Origin of the sequence: Labrenzia sp. C1B70 (genome assembly GCF_000475395.1) — a bacterium.
GTDB lineage: Bacteria > Pseudomonadota > Alphaproteobacteria > Rhizobiales > Stappiaceae > Roseibium > Roseibium algicola.
This window is the reverse complement of sequence record NZ_AXCE01000003.1, coordinates 1-17517: the sequence shown is the minus strand read 5'-3', so window position 1 is coordinate 17517 and position 17517 is coordinate 1. Positions and strand designations below refer to the sequence as shown.

The following is a 17517-nucleotide window of genomic DNA, read 5'->3' as shown; positions in this document are numbered from 1 at the left end:
TGGAAGAATGCCCGATTGCCCCGGGCTATTTCTCTTTGTTCTTGACGTTCTTTCAGGCTTCGGCGGCCTCCACCACGGAAGCCTTGTCAGCAAGCTGCGCCAGCTTGATCTGAACCAGCAGGGACAGTTCGTCATAGACCGTCCATTCGTCGACGATCTTGCCGTCCTTGTAGTGATAGTGCGACATGCCCATCAGACGCAGATGCTTGCCGGTGGGCGCTCCAAGGCTTTCCAGAATGCCGTAGCCGAGGTGATGACCCTCGAGTATCCAGCGAACGGCGACTTTCGTGCCGCCTTCGACGCAGGGCGTGGAACAGATGTGCTGCGGAGCGTAGACCGCATCCGGCATGCTGCCCACGAGGCCGAGCGCTTGATGAGAGACCGACGCGGTGCCGTAGAGCTCTTTCATCAGCGGCCCATGGTACATGGCGGTCGGTGCATAGACTTCGCGGATGCGGCCGAACATCTTGCGATTGAAGATGTCATGCAGGAACTGAAGCGTTTCGCGTTCCAGATCTGTGTTGGCGATGTCCAGGTCGGCCTTTTCCGCCGGCGGATACTGACCCTGAAGGAGGCCGACCTCGCCGATGTCGAGCTGCGTGAGGCCCTGGCTCAGTTTCGTTTCGGCGATCTTGCCCGCATAAGCGTCGACGTCGAGGCCGAGTTGGCGTACGACCGCCATCTGGTCGGAAACCACCCATTCGCGGTAGATCTTGTTGCGATGGATCATGCAGTCGGCGACCGTGCGGGACACGAAGGAGCGGCCGTTGGCCGGACCGTAATGGCCGTTCTGCGTATAGCGCCCAGAGCCGGTTACCAGGTGAGAAGTGTAATAGCCGTCCTTGTCGTCGCCGTTCCAGATGACATGGGTTGCCATGCCGCGGCGTTCGGGCAGGGAGACGAGCCTCTGGATGGTGTCGCGCACCACGTCCTCACGATTGTAGATCGTGCCCATCGGCAGGTAGAGGACGATATTATGCGTGTAGTGCGAATAGATGAGGCCTACGTCGCGCTCATCCCAGATCTTGTGCGTGCAGCGGACAATATAGTCGACGATATCGGAATAACAGGGGTCGAAACCCTCCATGCCCTGAACCGGGGCGCGCCCCTCCGGGACCAGGTCGGTGAAATCGGCGCGCTCGACTTGCATGACATTGCCGTTGTGCGGCGCGTCGTTCACGCGTGGAGCGGATTTCACGTCCTTTGCCTTTGGGGTGGAGACTTCCTGCGTTCCCATTTCATCGTACCTTTTAGCGAAGCTGTTTCGCGCATCTTGCAGAATTTTGCATACGCTTGCATTTTGATATTGCCAAACATGTTCAGTCCGATCAATAAAAATCTGCATACCTATGCAAAATGAAATTATCACGGTTGAAAATCACTCCCGGAGGACGTGCGCTTGCCGCACCGGAACGACCGGAAGACGACGACAGGAGAGCGGCCGATGACCCTGACCGAATACAAGAAGCGCCTCGCGGATCTGGGGCTGGCTGTTCCCGAGGCGGATCTGAAAGCATCCGTTGCACAGGCGCAGCGCCTGGCCGAACAGGCGCGGGCCCTGAAGGATGACCGCGACGATGGATGATGTTCTGGACAGCCCCTTGCGCCGTCAACAGGAGCTGATCGCGACCGGACAGGTGTCGGCGTGCGAGATCGCGTCGGCTCTGGTTGCCCGCATCGAACGGCGGGACGGTGCCATTCGTTCAGTTGTGCATCTGTCGCCGAATGCTTTTGCCGAGGCGTCTCGCTGGGACAATGTTCTGCCGGACGACCGGCCGCCGCTGGCCGGGCTCTGCTTCGGCGTGAAGGACATCATTGATGTGCAGGGCCAGCCGACCCGTTGCGGGTCGCATGCCCATTCGCACGCTCCCGGTCGGGTCGGGCACATTGATGCTGTCAGCGTCGCGGCGCTCAGGCGGGCCGGCATGGTGCCGCTGGCCAAGCTCGCAACCTATGAATATGCGCTGACTGGCCCCGCCTTCGACCAGCCCAACCCGCCGGCCTGCAATCCCTGGGACACCAGCGCGATCACCGGCGGCTCCTCGTCGGGCTCCGCCGCGGCCGTTTCGGCCGGGCTTATGCGTGTTGCACTCGGGACGGACACCGGCGGGTCGATCCGTGCACCTGCGGCCTATTGCGGTGTGGTTGGGTTGAAGCCGACCACGGGCCTGGTTTCAGCATCCGGGTGTTTTCCGTTGTCGCAGAGCCTCGATGTCATTGGTCCCCTCGCCGCCTGCGCCGAAGACGCTGCCGTCATTCTGGAGGCGCTCGCCCCTGCGAGCCGTGCTGCAGCTGACATCGGGCAGGAGCTTACGGGACTTCGCATCGCCTACGCCCGCGACTGGTTCGTTGATGATCCTGCGGCGGATCCTGACCTTGTCCAAGCCATGGACGACACCGCCGCGCTCCTTTCCTTGCTCGGTGCCAGAATAGAGCTGGTGACGCTGCCGCCCTATCAAAGGCTCGAGGACGCGGCCACTGTCATCCTGCAGGCGGAGGCTCTTCAGAACCATTTGGTAGGTCTGCGCAACCGGTTCGATGCCTATGGTAAGGACGCGCGCCGGAACCTTCTGACAGGAGCTGTTCTGGACGCACAGGACGTCGTGCATGCCCGTGGTGTTGCGCATCGTTTCAGGCAGGAGGTCGACGTATTGCTGGCACAGCACAGCGCACTTCTCATGCCGACCACGCTCGGCACCGCACCGAAGTTCACCGCCTTTGCCGACGGCGCGGTCTGGACGGCAATGCGCACCATGCCGTTCAACATGTCAGGGCATCCGGCGATTTCGCTTCTCTGCGGGTTCGGCGCGAACGGCTTGCCGCTCGGCTGCCAGCTTGTCGGCGGGTTCGGGCAGGAAGCGTTGCTCTGCCGGCTCGCTTACCAGCTCGAACAATCCAGCAACCATTCGGCCCGGCCCGCGATCGGGGCCGAGCCGGTATCGCTGGATTATCCCTGAAGTCGGTCGAGGCGCAGCTGCGCCGCGCGGCGGTGGCCTTCAAGCCCTTCTGAGGCGGACTGGCGGACTGCCGGCGGCGCGACCTCGCGGATGCCGTCCTCGTCCATCCACTGATGGGTTACGGTCTTGATGTATGACCCTACCCAAAGCCCGCCGGTGTAACGTCCGGCGCCCATGGTCGGCAGCGTGTGGTTGGTGCCGCAGCACTTGTCGGAATAGACGACGCTGGCGTTCGGACCGATGAAGAGCGAACCGTAGTGCTTCAGCTTCCTGGCGAAGGTCTTGGCATCCTCAGTGTGCACCTGCAGGTGTTCGGCGGCGACGATGTCCGAATAGGCGATCATTGTCGCCTCGTCCGGGCAGACGGAAATCTCGCCGTAGTCTTTCCAGGCCTGGCCGGCGGTGGCTGCCGTCGACAGGCTTTTCAGCTGAACGTCCACTTCTCTCAGGACCGCTTCCGCAAGGTCCGCGTTTGTCGTGATGAGGCCCACCCGGGTTCTGGTGTCATGCTCGGCCTGTGCCAGAAGATCGGTGGCGATCATCTCAGCGTCGCCGGTGTGATCGGCGAGTATGAAGATCTCCGATGGACCGGCGAGCTGGTCGATCCCGACAGGGCCGAAAACCTGACGCTTGGCTTCATTGACGAAGGCGTTGCCTGGGCCGACAATCTTGTCGACAGGTGGAACGGACTGCGTGCCGAGTGCCATCGCAGCGATTGCCTGCGCCCCACCGATCCGGAAAATCCGGTCGGCGCCGGAAAGGTGGCAGCCCGCAATCATCGCTTCATGGGCGTTCGGCGGAAGGCAGGCGATGATTTCGCCGACGCCGGCCACCTTCGCCGGGACGATCGACATGATCGGCGCGGACAGGAGCGGGTAGCGGCCACCAGGGACGTAGCAACCGACCCGGTCGAGCGGAATGTTGCGGTGCCCGAGGTGAACACCTGGCCGGATCTCGACTTCCAGATCCTGCAGGGTTCCGAACTGAGCCCTGGCGAACATGCGCACGTTGGAGATTGCGAACTCGGTGTCTTCGCGTGTCTGCGGGTCCAGCCTCTCGACTGCTGCCTCACGTTCTTCAGCAGTGACCTCGAACCGGTCGAGCGCCGCCTTGTCGAATTTCTCAGAATAGTCACGGACGGCAGCATCACCTTCTGCGGCAACCCGCTTGAGCACTTCTGCGACCAGTGTTTCGACGCTGGCATTGTCGGCAACCGCATCGCGTGCCGGGGATTTCACAAAACGGATGGTGTCCGGGATGGGTAGTCTCGTCATTTGTCTCTCTCAGGTCCCTGCGGCGCAATAGGCCGGCCACACCCCGCAGATCGTGGCCGAAAGCTGAAACATCACAGGAAACATCCGGATCGGGAGCGTGATCGGTGTTTCCCGGCAGCCGGTCCGGTAGAGCGCTGCGAGCGCGTCTCGGTAATGAGAGTTGGCGCATCGTGACCGTGGAATTCCTCTTGTCGATCGAGGATCGAACAACGGTGCCGGTGCGCGTCTCTCTGCCAACTGCATACGTTTGCAATACTGCCGCCAAGCATCCATTGCAAGCAAATTTGCATACGAATGCATTTCAGGCTGAAAACGCTTGTTGCGAGCTGTGCGTTTTGTGCGCAGGTGACGATGGGAGGGCCATCGGCAGGATATGCGGATGGCTGTTCGTGTCGCATTTTTGATCGATGACGTCTGAAACGCAAAACCACGGCCGGTGGCTACAACTTGGCTGTCTCTTCGGTTAGTAATCGCAACCATCAGAATCTGTTCGAAAACCGGACAGAATTCCACAGGGCTTCAGAATGTTTCAGGTTGATGGCGGCCGGATAACCGACCCCGACGTGCTTGTTGCGGCCGACCTCGCTCGGGCGGTCGAAGGGACAGACGGACTTGTGGTCCAGTTCAGCAATCCGGAGGCCTGCAAGGTTGCGACGCTTCAGGCATTGAACGAGGCCTGCCGTCTGGCAGGTGACCGGTTGACCGTCCGGTTTTACCAGCACGACGATGAAGGCTTTGACGCGCGCTGCCTGAACCATTTGCCGGATGTCGCAAACCTGGCTCTGGATTGCCTGGACCGAATCTCGCACGTTGAAGCAATCAGCCAGTTACCGAAGTTGGAGCGATTGCATTTCGGAGTTTTGGACTTTGACCAACCTCAGTTCCTGGAAACCTTGAACCTGCGGCAACTCCGAAGTTTGACTGTCGCCGCAAACCGGAAAAGAAACCTCGATCTTGCCCCGCTTGCCGACGCGGTGAACCTGCAGGACCTGTTCGTTCAAGGTCACTGGAAGGGCATTGAGGTCATCAGCCACTTGCCCAATCTGGCAACCTTGTCATTGAGTTCGTTTGCCGGGAAACATCGTCTCGACTTCGTATCCTCCATTGCGTCCCTCAAACAGTTTACCCTGATCCTGGGCAGCCGGGCCAACCTGGGCGAGTTGTCACACCAGACGCTCGAGAAACTGCGCATTTTAAGAATATCCGGACTAGGCACACTGGGTGACCTTGGAAGGTTTCCCGCGCTGTCAGCCTTGCAGGTTCATGATCAACTCAAACTGGTTGAAGTGGACCTGAGACATGTCGGTCTGGAACGGCTGAGCTTGTTCAACTGCAAGAACCTGAGAACACTCCCGGGCCTCGAATTGCAGGATCGTCTTCAGGAATTTGAAGCATGCCGCGTCGGACTGGATCTGGATAGCCTGCGCGACAGAACGTGGCCGGCCACGACACGTGCCGTCCGGTTGATCTCCACACGTGAGAAATGGAATGTGGAAGCAGAAAAGAAGCTTGCCGAACGAAAGCTCAGCAGCGAGGTCAGCAGGTGGATCTGACAAGGTGCATCCGGTCTTCTCTCCGGGCAGCGAGGCAGGCCCGAGATCATTCCTGGCCTCTTGCGATTGAGAACATTTTCCTGCGAAGACCGCATTGGTGAAACGCTGTGCAAATCGCCCCTTTCGAGTGCGTTTCGATCGGTAAATCAAGAAAGAACGTCACAACCAGTTATTGAGAATTGCCGTTGCGTCCACTCTTCCATAGATTTGTTTCCAGGTCCGAAACCGTCTTTTTTTGGTTGGTTTGTTGCTACTTGAACGCGAAGAGCAATTGCAAATATTGGATGAGGTTCGCCTTTCCATTTCCAGGTCGGGTGGACGGATCGTATTCGTTGCCGGGGAAGCCGGGATAGGAAAGTCGTCTCTGATTGCGGATTTCCTGAGCAGCCTCGGGCCCGAAACCAGGAAGGTCATCGGTCTTTGCGATCCTTTGATCACGCCGCGCCCGCTCGGGCCGATACGAGATATTGCAGCAGGTCTTTCCGGATCGACACAGATCCGCGATGAGGAAGCCATGCTTTTTGGCGGCCTGGTGGATCATTTGTCGTCTTTGCGAGAACCGGTGGTATTGGTGATCGAGGACCTGCACTGGGCGGATGATCGCACACTGGACTGGTTGAAGTTCATTGGCCGCAGGATCGCGATGCTGCCGTTGCTGCTGGTTTGCAGTTATCGTGATGACCAGTTGGCGGGTTACCATCCGCTTCGCTCAGCCATGGGCGAGATCGTACCGGCCCGAAAGAAGCAGATAAATCTCGCTCCTTTGTCTCTGGACGCGGTGCAGACGCTTGTCGGGTCAACCCGCCTGGCTCCAGACCGTCTCCTGGACATCACGGGCGGTAATCCCTTCTTCCTGACCGAATTGTTGGCTCAGTCTGCAGACGGCAGCAAGGTTCCCCAGACCATCGGGGATGCGGTCGATGCGCGTCTTGCAGGATTGCCGCAGGACGTCGTGCGGCTACTGGAATATGTGTCTTGCTGGCCTGGTGCAATTCCGTCGGGCATTCTCCTGGCTTTGCCACTGCCCGACGGCTACGGCACCCTGACGCAGGCTATCGAGAAAGGTCTGCTGATTGAAAGCGGCGGAAGGCTCTCCTTTCGTCATGAGATTGCGCGGATTGCCATCTACGATCGGCTCAGTCATCCAAGGCGGGTTGATGCGCACAGGTGCTTCCTGGATCATCTTTGCAACCGGGAAGACGGAGTGCAGCCTCTCGACATGATCGTGCATCACGCCCGCGGAGCCGAACATGAGCAGCTACTGCTGCGGTATGCACCGCTTGCCGCAGACAATGCGGCAAGCCTCGGAGCCCATCGCGAGGCCGCCCGCTTTCTTGAACATGTCTTGCCGCTGGCGGACAGCCTGGACCTCGAGCAGGCCGCCGAAATCTGCGAACGTTGGGCCTATGAGGCAGGCTTGTCGCTTGGCATCGACGCAGACGTCATTTCCAACCGCCGCAAGGCGGTGGAGCTCTGGCGCAAGGCCGGAAATGAAAACCGGGTGGGAGAAAACCTGAGATGGTTGTCCCGGCTCCACTGGTACAGGGGAGAAGCCGAGGAAGCCAAGAGGTACATCGAGGCAGCAATCGAAGTCCTGGAAAACAACGCCTCGGCCACCGAATGGGCGAAGGCGAAGGCGTACGCCCTTCGCGCCCAGTATCATATGCTTCAAGACGAGATGAGTGAGGCGGTGACGTGGGGGCGTCGGGCCTTGACCTTTGCGCAGGCTGTCGAAGACGTTGAAACCTGCACGCATGCGCTTAACACGGTCGGTTCAGCCATGCTGTTCCGAGGGGATCCGGAAGGGGAGACGCTGTTACGTGAGAGCCTGCGGATCTCGCTGGAAAACGGGTTCGATGAGCAGGCAGCGCGGGTTTATACAAATCTCTCCGAATGCCTCATAGAAATGCGTGCCCTCGACCGGGCTGAAGATCTGATCGATGCCGGGATCCGTTTTGACAGTGCTCACGATCTTGACGCCTGGACCTATTACCTGATTGGTCGAAAGGCACAGCTTCGGCTGGAACAGGGACGTTTTGACGAGGCAGTCACGATTGCACGCGGGGTCCTGGGACAGGAAAACCAGACCCTGCTCATGCGGATGCCCGCGCAGATCGTCCTCGCCCGTTCCCTTCTGCGCCTCGGTGATGCGGCCGCCGGAGAGGCTTTGCAGCAGGCACTCGTTTCAGCGGAAAAGATCGGCGAACCCCAGTACCTGACGGTTTTGAAGATCGCGGAAATCGAGCAGTCCGTGCTGGCTGGGACTTCAGAAACCGCAGCGCAGGCCTGGGACTGGCTCTGCAGCCTCGATCCCAGGCTCCTGAGCCCGAGAAAGCTGGGCGAAGCGATGTTCTGGGCCCGGATTGCGGAATTGCCGCTGAAGTCCACTTCCACCCCTGGCCTTCCGGAGCCTGTTCGCCTGCTTCTCGAAGGGAAGGCCGAAGAAGCCGGATTGGCGTTTCAGATGGAAAGTTCGGATTATCTGGCAGCCTGGTCGTTTGCCGCCACCGGGAAGGCTGAACGGCTTCAGGAGGCCGATGAATTGTTCCGGTCCATGGGGGCGATGGCGGCCCGTCGCTGGTTGCGCTCTCGTGAAGGGGTATCCGGCCTTCCGCCGCTGCAGCGCGGGCCTTACAAGAGTTCGCGCAACCACCCCTATGGTCTCACCGCAAAGGAGCAGACAGTGCTCCGACTTCTTGTCGAGGGAAACAGCAATGCGGCAATTGCCGAAACGCTGAGCCGGTCTCGCAGAACCATTGAAAACCATGTTTCATCGATCCTCTCCAAGCTACAGGCAAAGGACAGGGTGGAGGTCCTTTTGCGTTCACAGAGCGAACCCTGGATCGTTCTGGCGGAAGACGAGACCGACATGGAAATTGAGTATTCGTCGCACGAAAATTAGGTGCACCCACCCATGATCCGTTTGGCCATCGGCCGTAGTGTTTCCGTGAGCTAACGCGTCTCAGGAAACGGATTTCGTGTCATGTTCAAACCTTTTTTAGTATCCCTTATCGCGATGGGCCTGCCGATTGCCGCCAGTGCTTGTGATCTTCCGGCGGAGAGACCCTCTTTCATTGATGTTCAGGAAAAACCGGACTTTGATACCGCAACGTTCGCAGCGTTGGTCGCTCAAGCGATTGGAGACCGGTACATGGGGTACGCGGTCACGTTGCGCGGCGAAAACGGTCGCATCATTGCCCAGGTCAACCACGGCTACGCCCGCACTCCTTGCGAGAGCGGTGGCGAGCAGCGCTTCAACGGCCGCACCGAGGCCGCGATTGGCTCTGTCTCGAAAGTTCTGACGGCGGCAACGGTTATTAACCGAGCCGAGACACTCCAAAGCGTTTCGCTAGACGACCGGTTTCAGGATTACCTTCCCAGACGTTGGCAGGGCGAGCTCGACACCTCCCTGCAACCCGTTACGCTTCGGAATCTCCTGCAGCATCGCGCGGGGTTCGCCAAGTCCGGAAAAACAATCTGGGATCATGCGTTCACGTTGCAGGAACGCTATCAGCTTGGTGCTGAAACCTACATCGTCAGAGCGCAGAACATCGCAACAGGCGCGAATGCCTGCGTGCCTGAACCCGTGACGAAACGGTGTTACGCGAACACGTCCTTTGCGCTCTGGAATGTCAGTGCCGCTTCCCTTGTGCCGACGAAATGGGCGCAGATCGAGGACGGGTTTGCCCCCGGCGAGATAACATATGACAGTTATCTTCAGGTTCATGCGTACAATCGGTACCGGGATATCGTTGAAAAGACCCTGTTCGAGCCGGTTGATGTCACTGGCGGCTGCAATACTTTCTCCGATCCGGCGCGAGGCGCCCTCTATTACAACGGACCGATGGATGAGGCCGGTACGGATCGCACCGAAGCCGGCAAGCCGTGTGCTATCGGAGGCTGGTTTCTGTCAACGAGAGCCCTCTCGAAGGTCGTTCATCGCATCGTTTCGACGCGCGAAGTCGTCAACGACAATCACGAGCTGATGTTTTCCGCAGATGATGACCGGCTCGTTTTTGCAAGCCGTCCAGGAACCAACGATGGGCGGGCCGTATCCCACAACGGAAGCCGTTGGGGCGGACAGGCGACTGCTGAGGTGGTTGTCTTTCCGAATGGCTTTGTCGCGGCAGCAATCGCGAACTCCCGCCCGGCAAATGAAGGCGTGGGACTGAGGAAGGCGCTGATCGATGGCTACAACGCAGCGCGTGGGCCGTCGTAAGAACTATTAGCTCAACTATGCTTCATATGAATAAGTATAAAATATCTACATTTTCATAAATGCAAGTATAGAAAAGTTCTAAATGGTATAAATAAAGAGATAATTGAACAGGAAAGACAATGAATCTATTCGACTTTCCCAGTGCGATAATTGCCACCATCTCACAAGCGATTTCAAAAGGGATCAAAGATCCTTCCAATCTCGCTGACCTGGTTTTCTACTGGCACCATCCCGAGTTGCGCGGTTCGGGGATCAGGAAAGGCATGAACAACTACGATGAACTGTCAAAGGAATGGCTGAGCTATTATGACCTGTTTGCCAGGGAATACGGTCCCGTCGCCCCGAAATCCGGTGACAATTCCGACAGGACTTCGTGGCGACCTTACGAAAAATCGAACATCGATGGCATCGGTTTCATCAGTTCCGACATCAAGGCCTGGGCGTCACGACCACCGAAACACAAACGTGAGGTGGCGGCTTTTGTCAGTAACAAGATGGATGGTGACCGGGCACGGCTTTTTATCGTCTGGAAAACAAATGATCCGAGGAGCCACTGTAAATTCCACAATGTGTCCGAAAACGGTTCGATCCACTACTGGACCGAACAGCCGCTCGATTACAATACGATCAGGCAAGACCACAAGCTTGAGGTCAATTGGATCACATACCTAGGGAACGACGCCGGCGTTAAAGGTATTGCGTTGATGAATTTCGGCCTGAACGTCATCATTTTCGATAAAACATTAAAGAACGGCGTGTGCCTCTCGCTGGCGCGCAGTGCTGCGAAAAGGGCTCTGGCTGAAGAAGCCAAACAAACGTACGAGCTTATGCAATCGGTCGTAGGTGGGGCGAGTGGTGCCAAGATGGCAAAACCGAAAAATTTTGGTGACTTGGCCTGGCATTCGTTTGGCGCCCAGGTGAAAAATGTCGTTGAGAACAGGTTTCCTCGATCCGTGTCGCCAAACGTTGGATCCCTTCATGGCATACGTTTCAATGACGAAATCAAGGACGGCAGCGGCAAGGTTATCGGTTGGGTAAACTACTTCGACTAAGGGTCGCTGAATTCATCTTCGCTGGGCCGGCTGCGTTGGGTGGCGCGCTGGAAACGGTTGTTTGAATTGTTGTGTATCGGCCACTTACCTGTACGGTCAACACAAGTTGCCATATTGAGATGATCGCGCCGCATTGACTTGTCCCACCGGGCTTGCTAGCTCAAGAGCATGAGCAACGTCCTGCACAACACTGCAAACTATTATTATCCGCCAAGTTAGCGGAGGGACTTTGCTGTCTGTTTACCGCTGCATCGCCAGCGGTTGTGACTCGGTATACAGCTCTTGGCCTTGCAGCCAATTCACCGAGTTAGGCCATGACTGTTTTCCAAGCTGCAATATGTAAACCACATCGCTCTCTCACCCTGGGCCTTATCGGCTACGGGGCGTTCGGGCGATTGATCGCCGAGCATCTTTCTTCTCATGTCGAACTGCTGATCCATGATCCGCGTTATGATGGCAGTGCGGACCTTGCCGAGGTCGCCGCCTGCCGGATCGTGGTGGTCGCTGTTCCGGTGGCTTGCATGGAAGAAACACTGCGTGCGATCGCGCGGCATCTGAGGCCGAATACGCTGGTGCTGGATGTCGGTTCGGTAAAGGTCGAGCCCGCTCGTCTGATGCTGGAGTTGCTGCCACCACATGTCGAAATCCTTGCGACCCATCCGCTTTTCGGACCGCAAAGCGCTCGCAACGGATTGCAGGGACTGAAAATCGCGCTGTGCCCTCTGAAAGGCCGAAGCTACAAACGTGTTGCCGCCTTTCTCAAGGTGGCTCTTGGGTTGGATGTGTTCGAAACAACACCGGATGCGCATGATCGCGATGCCGCGCTGTCCCAGGGCCTTACCCACTTGATTGCCAAGGTGCTGGTGAAGATGGGGCCGCTTCCCCGGATGACCACCACCCGAAGCTTCGACCTTCTGAACGAGGCTATCGAAATGGTTCGCCACGATCCGCCGGAGCTTTTTGATGCGATCGAGGGGCTGAACCCCTACGCCTCGGGCGTGCGCCGGCGTTTCTTCGACCTTGCTTCGGAGCTTGATATTGAGCTGCGCACGACGCCGCATCTGCCCGGCCGGGCTGCCCTGTCATGAACCGGGCCCTCTAACGGGCTCAGTTCGGTTCGATAATCAACGCCGCAGTCAGTCAAACCCGCCTGACTGCGGACAAGACCAAGCCGGCTGCGCCTCTTGGAAATAGCGCCGGCTCGTTATTCAGCCTCCGCAAGTTCCGGTCAGCCCCCTTGCCGGTTGCTTGTGTCTTTGGCCGATACCCCGAAAGTCACGCATTAGACGCGTCGATCGGTTCAATGCCTTCTCTTGGCCATTGTCCCCTCGTGGCAATTCCCCTTCGCAAAAGGTCAGTTTCTCGAAGATGAACGTCCACCTCATTCGGTGTGACGGCCGTCATACGTGAAAGTTCCTTGGCCAGCTATCTAAGGTCAGGTCGTCGTTTGATTGGGTAGCCAAGCATCGCGCGGCAAAATTACTGAAATCAACAAAATAAATGTTGCTCTGCGGCGGAAGGAAAAACGCAACGCAGTACGCAAATCATTTGAGCCAAGAGAATACCGAAGATGGAACTTTACAAGTACCGTAATAAACTGCCGCAGATTGGTGACGCCTGCCTGCTCACCGATGGTGGCCTCGAAACAACTCTGATTTTTCATGATGGCATCGACCTGCCACTGTTTGCTTCCTTTCATGCCTTGAAAGAAACAGAAGGCCGCGCTGCCCTTCGCCGCTATTACGAACGCTACGCCCGTATCGCGAATGCGCAGGGCACGGGATTCATTCTCGACAGCGCGACCTGGCGCGCCAGCCGTGACTGGGGTGACCGTCTTGGCTATTCGGCTGAAGAATTGAAGCATGCAAACCAGGACGCGGTTGCAATGCTTTTTGAACTGCGTGCCGAGTTCGAAGGTGAACATCCCTTTGTCATCAGCGGCAATATGGGTCCTCGGGGAGATGGCTACGCACCCGAAACCATGATGTCCTCTGCCGAGTCCGAGGACTATCACGCTGTTCAGGTCGCCACGCTGGATGCGGCAGGGGTCGATATGATCAGCGCGATCACCATGACCCATGCCGGCGAAGCCATGGGCATAGCGCGGGCCTGCGCGAAGCGGGACGTGCCGTTGGCTCTTGCCTTCACCGTTGAGACCGATGGGCTCCTGCCGACAGGCCAACCGCTCAAGGACGCAATCGCCGAGCTCGATGCCGACTGCCCGCCCGCCTACTACATGATCAATTGCGCCCACCCGGATCACTTCCGGCACGTCCTGGAAGAAGGAGCGGACTGGACCCGGCGAATTCGGGGTCTGCGCGCGAATGCTTCGCGGTTGAGCCACGCCGAACTGGATGAAGCTGAAGAGCTGGATGACGGCAATCCGCAGGAACTTGGCAGGGACTATGCCGACCTCCTGTCGGTCCTGCCGAACTTGCGGGTCTTCGGTGGCTGCTGTGGTACCGACCACCGGCATGTCGACGCAATCGGGCAGACCTGCCTCCACCAGCCCCTTAGGGCGTAAGGAACGGGGAGTATCACAATGACCGTTTCGACCATGGTTGGCAGGATTGCCTGTCGCAGGAACGCGATCGGGATTCTGGAACGTTGGCGCAGAGCCAGGAAGAACCGCATCCTGATCCAGACACTGGAGAGAATGTCGGACCATGAACTGCGCGACATCGGATTGAACCGTGACAGCGTGCGCCATGTGATCCGTAACGGTGACACCCGGGCGCTGCATCACCTGAGGCCCGCTCCAGCGGTCATGCTGGATGCGGCGAAGGGGGACGGGATGTGCAATGAGGTCAACGTGGGAGAAGTGAAGTGAAAATGTCGGTCCAATCGAAAGGCGAAACACGGAGCGAACAGATCCGTCTGGCCACGAAGGCAGACGCACGTGAAATCGCCTCGCTTTTCCTGATGTCCTCAGATGGACTTGCTTCTTACATCTGGTCTCGTGTCGGGGCTCCCGGCGCGGACCTCCTGGAGGTTGGGGCATCGCGGTATTCGCGGGAAAACACGGCGTTTTCCTATCAGAATTGCCACATGGTTGAGATTGGTGGCCAGGTGGTGGCCATGTTGCATGCCTTCAAGATGGAGAGTGACGAGACACCGGAGACCGACCCAGTCCTCAGGCCCTACTCCGAGTTGGAAGATCCAGGCTCGTTGTATGTTTCCGGCGTGGCTGTCCGTCCGGAATTTCGCCGTCGCGGGTACGCGCGAAAGCTGATGATCCTTGCCGACCGTCTTGCAGCCGCGCAAGGTCTCGCGCGGGTTTCGCTCATCTGCTTCGACAGGAATGTGCAGGCACTTCGTCTCTATGCGTCACTGGGCTTTCGCGAGATGGATCGTCGCGCCATCGTACCGCATCCAAGCCTGCACTACTCTGACGGCAATGCTCTTTTGCTTGTACGAGAGTGCACTGCCAGGGAGCAGGTGGAGGGTTGATCTTCACCTGTGCCCTTGAAGCCCGGGCTGTCACTCGAAGACCTTGAACCGCTCGTAGACCTGGAACAGCTGTTTTTGTGAGTTGACGGCCATCTTTGTCATCGCAGACTTCAGCTGTTTTCGAACGGTATCCTGCTGAACACCCTTGACTCGGGAGTAGTCTGACAGCGGCTGCAGCGCTATGACAGCGGCAATGGCGGCGCTCTCGCTTCCACTCAGTCCAAAAAACTGGCTGATACGGTCGAGCGTACGCGGAGAGAGAATGTCCTGCGGATTGAGAACCACGATCTTGTAGGTCACCCAGCGTGCCGGTTCCAGTCGTCCATCAACGAAACGGGGGAGCGGGTTGAACACCTGCACGGCGTAGGTCGTGTTGGTTTTGCTATCGAGAAGACGTACCAGTGGCGCTTCCCCGTTTCGAACGCGCCGATGAACCGCGTCCAGCTTCTTTTGTTCTCTTGGATTGCGGCAGACCAGTCTGCCATTTTGAATTCTCACGAAACCCAGGTCGAGGATATCCTGCGCGATTTGGTTGACGTATTCGGTCTCGCCATTGGCAAGCATGATGACGCCATGGGTTTGTGCATCGTTGGACGATCGGTGAACGAGTTCCCGTTCACCGGTTTCCATGCGCAGCTGCCGAAGTTGAAGTGCCTTCCTGGCATGGACAACGAGCCTCGAAAAATCCTCCATTACCTCTTTGGAGAAGGTCCCGTCTTTGCGCACGCTTGTAACACCGAACCAGCCAAGTCGACCTTCAACGGTGATGTTACTGCCCATGATCCTGTTCACATCATATCGCGGAAACAGATCGTGATGGATCGGACTGGAGCGTAAACCTTCTTGTGTATTGAACTGATCGTCCGTCATGACAGCCCCTACAGGTGATTTCGTTATGAGTTTTAAGCGGTAATCGATGTTGACATAGTGCTGGTGGTATTCATCGAGAAAACTCGGATCCATATTGGCGGTGAAATTAAGTCCAATCGAAGAGTTATCCTTCCCAAGAAGACATAAATGAGATTGAGCCGCGCCAAGGTAAGTAACTATTTTTGAAAGAGTTTCTGAAAACAACCTCTCCGTTTCTACGCTCTCATATAACTCTGCGATAAGCTTCTCGAGTTGCTCGGACATTGCTAAAACACAACATTCTGACAGTAAAAAAATATGAAGAATGGCACGACAAAAACTATGCAATCGTATACACAACTCTAAGAGGAGGCAATAACGTATTCCGTGAGGAATTATTTTTCTCGCGTGCCAAAAAAATTAACAAATGGTTAATTAGGGTGCAAATGTTGACCATACGTCATTTTAACACCCCTCAACGCATTGAAACTCTAAAGCTTTCTCCGAAGTGTTGTTTACGCTGCGTATTTTCTGCGGCTTCGTCTGAAGGCAAGGTTAACAAACTTCTTGGTTAACGCAGCCCCCATTTGGGGAATGGCTCAAATTGAAACAGTCTGCCAAGTCTGCTCGTGCATTTCAGCAAGGGTGATTTTTACACCCATTCTTTAATCACCGGTTGTCCCTCTCGGGCAGCCGGTGGAGCTAGTCAGGAATGGATTAATGCCTAATAACATCAATCTGTCGGAATTTTTCGACTCCATCCGCGCCACTCTGGCGGACATCAAGAACAGCACTTCCACGATCAGCGACGTTGACGTTGTCGGTACTTACATCGAAGAAGACGGCAGCGATCCGACCCCGGACGTCTCCAGCATCAATTTCGTGAATGGGACGACCGGTGCCGATGTACCGCTCGAAGGAACATCTGGTCTTGATCTCGTGCTTGCCAGAAGCGGAAACGACATGCTTGTCGGTTACGGCAGCATCGACATCCTGCTCGGCAGCGACGACGTTGATACAATTGATTATTCTTACCTGAACAGCACAGAAAACGGCATCTTCATCGACCTTCGCAGCGGTATCGCCGTGAGCAAGGGCGGCGATATCGATCTGCTGTCGTCCATCGAAAATGCCATCGGTACGGTCAATGACGATGTCATGCTCGGCAACGGCCTGAACAACATCTTCTTCGGCAACGGCGGCAGCGATATCATTGACGGCCGTGGCGGCTCCAAGGACGTTGCCCAGTTTGCGGGCAAGGCTGAAGATTACGACATCAAGACCAACGAAGACGGTTCCGTCAGCATCACCAACGGCACCGGCACGACCACCCTTTACAACATCGAACTGGTTCAGTTCGGCGAAGGCAGTGAAGTCGGTGACATCCATCTCTTCAGTGTCACGGATGGCGCACTCGTCGCTCATAACGATGCGATCGACGTCACCGAAACCACCGGCGACGACGAAGCGGAAGTTGCAGCGACATTCAACGTTCTCGGCAACGACGACGAAATCGGCGAAACCGGTGGCCAGGTCATCACCCAGCTGGCTTTCAAAACGGCTGGTGGCTCGATTGTCAACGTTGATGCCGTCGCTGATTCAGATGGCATGCTGGAGGTCGAGGGCAAATACGGCACCTTGTTGCTGAACGTTGAAACGGGCGAAGCCAGCTACGTCTATTCCGAAGAAGCGAACCGCCTCGCCGATGGCCAGGAGGGTGTCGATACCTTCGTTTATCAGGTTGTCGGTGGTGACAAGGCCGAATTCAAGGTCACGGTTACCGGTAGCAACGATGCTCCGACGATCGGCGGCGACCTTTCGCTGAACTTCCTGCCCATCGTTGAATGGCCGGGTGCGGAAGACGAAGGCTACGTCCATACCCGTGGCGGTGTCTTCGAGATCAACGATCCCGATACGGTCGTCAATCCGGACAATTTTGAAGTCCAGATCAGCGAACCGAACCTTTCCCTGGCCTCCGGTGCCGGTGAAATTCTGGAAATGCCGGGCGATATCTACGCCGCGCTGACAGCCAAGGATACGAATTTCCTCTTCTGGACATTCGACCAGTTCGACGACCAGGGCCGGGTAACCTACTCCTACAAGGTCCAGGACAAGGCTATCGACTTCCTTGCCGAAGGCGATGTTCTGACGATCGACTACACG

General features: G+C 57.2%; 14 protein-coding genes. 11 read left to right on the top strand and 3 right to left on the bottom strand.

What is annotated here, in order from left to right:
• Window positions 1-52: 52 nt before the first annotated feature.
• A complete protein-coding gene (locus Q666_RS36940; RefSeq protein ID WP_023001271.1) occupies window positions 53-1237 on the bottom strand; it encodes an ester cyclase in 1185 nt (394 codons plus the stop codon).
• 207 nt (window positions 1238-1444) lie between these two features.
• On the opposite strand from Q666_RS36940, the gene Q666_RS66165 reads away from it, so the two are divergent.
• Together Q666_RS66165 and Q666_RS36930 are read left to right on the top strand one after the other, a co-directional pair.
• Entirely contained in the window at window positions 1445-1585 is a 141-nt protein-coding gene (locus tag Q666_RS66165) for a hypothetical protein (RefSeq protein WP_161633257.1), read from the top strand.
• Complete coding sequence (locus Q666_RS36930) at window positions 1566-2957, top strand: amidase (RefSeq protein ID WP_081713174.1); 1392 nt, start codon at window positions 1566-1568, stop codon at window positions 2955-2957. Before Q666_RS66165 ends, Q666_RS36930 begins: the two co-directional genes overlap by 20 nt.
• Here Q666_RS36930 and hisD read toward each other — a convergent pair.
• On the bottom strand, window positions 2948-4231 hold the full coding sequence (gene hisD / locus Q666_RS36925; protein WP_023001268.1) for a histidinol dehydrogenase: 1284 nt from the start codon (window positions 4229-4231) through the stop codon (window positions 2948-2950). The genes Q666_RS36930 and hisD overlap by 10 nt on opposite strands.
• Window positions 4232-4755: 524 nt before the next feature.
• On the opposite strand from hisD, the gene Q666_RS36920 reads away from it, so the two are divergent.
• From Q666_RS36920 to Q666_RS36885, 8 genes are all read left to right on the top strand, one after another.
• On the top strand, window positions 4756-5784 hold the full coding sequence (locus tag Q666_RS36920) for a hypothetical protein (RefSeq protein ID WP_023001267.1): 1029 nt from the start codon (window positions 4756-4758) through the stop codon (window positions 5782-5784).
• A gap of 235 nt (window positions 5785-6019) precedes the next feature.
• Window positions 6020-8686, top strand: coding sequence for an AAA family ATPase (locus Q666_RS36915; RefSeq protein WP_081713173.1), 2667 nt, complete (start codon window positions 6020-6022; stop codon window positions 8684-8686).
• Window positions 8687-8767: 81 nt separating this feature from the next.
• The gene (locus Q666_RS36910) at window positions 8768-10003 is read left to right on the top strand and encodes a serine hydrolase (protein ID WP_081713172.1); all 1236 of its coding nucleotides are present in this window, start codon (window positions 8768-8770) and stop codon (window positions 10001-10003) included.
• Window positions 10004-10122: 119 nt separating this feature from the next.
• Window positions 10123-11055 carry a hypothetical protein gene (locus Q666_RS36905; protein ID WP_023001264.1) on the top strand — a complete coding sequence of 311 codons (933 nt, stop codon included), beginning with the start codon at window positions 10123-10125 and terminating at the stop codon, window positions 11053-11055.
• Between the two features lie 314 nt (window positions 11056-11369).
• The gene (locus tag Q666_RS36900; RefSeq protein WP_051990056.1) at window positions 11370-12143 is read left to right on the top strand and encodes a prephenate dehydrogenase; all 774 of its coding nucleotides are present in this window, start codon (window positions 11370-11372) and stop codon (window positions 12141-12143) included.
• A gap of 482 nt (window positions 12144-12625) precedes the next feature.
• Window positions 12626-13579: a homocysteine S-methyltransferase family protein gene (locus Q666_RS36895; RefSeq protein ID WP_023001262.1), complete on the top strand. Its 954-nt coding sequence runs from the start codon at window positions 12626-12628 to the stop codon at window positions 13577-13579.
• Window positions 13580-13597: 18 nt separating this feature from the next.
• On the top strand, window positions 13598-13885 hold the full coding sequence (locus tag Q666_RS36890) for a DUF1127 domain-containing protein (RefSeq protein WP_023001261.1): 288 nt from the start codon (window positions 13598-13600) through the stop codon (window positions 13883-13885).
• Window positions 13886-13887: 2 nt separating this feature from the next.
• Window positions 13888-14505: a GNAT family N-acetyltransferase gene (locus Q666_RS36885; RefSeq protein WP_023001260.1), complete on the top strand. Its 618-nt coding sequence runs from the start codon at window positions 13888-13890 to the stop codon at window positions 14503-14505.
• Window positions 14506-14535: 30 nt separating this feature from the next.
• Here Q666_RS36885 and Q666_RS36880 read toward each other — a convergent pair whose 3' ends face one another.
• Window positions 14536-15639 carry a hypothetical protein gene (locus tag Q666_RS36880; RefSeq protein WP_152533263.1) on the bottom strand — a complete coding sequence of 368 codons (1104 nt, stop codon included), beginning with the start codon at window positions 15637-15639 and terminating at the stop codon, window positions 14536-14538.
• A 435-nt stretch (window positions 15640-16074) separates the two neighbouring features.
• Here Q666_RS36880 and Q666_RS0132755 point away from each other — a divergent pair.
• Window positions 16075-17517: VCBS domain-containing protein (locus Q666_RS0132755; RefSeq protein WP_031269429.1), on the top strand; the 1443-nt coding region annotated here is incomplete at its 3' end.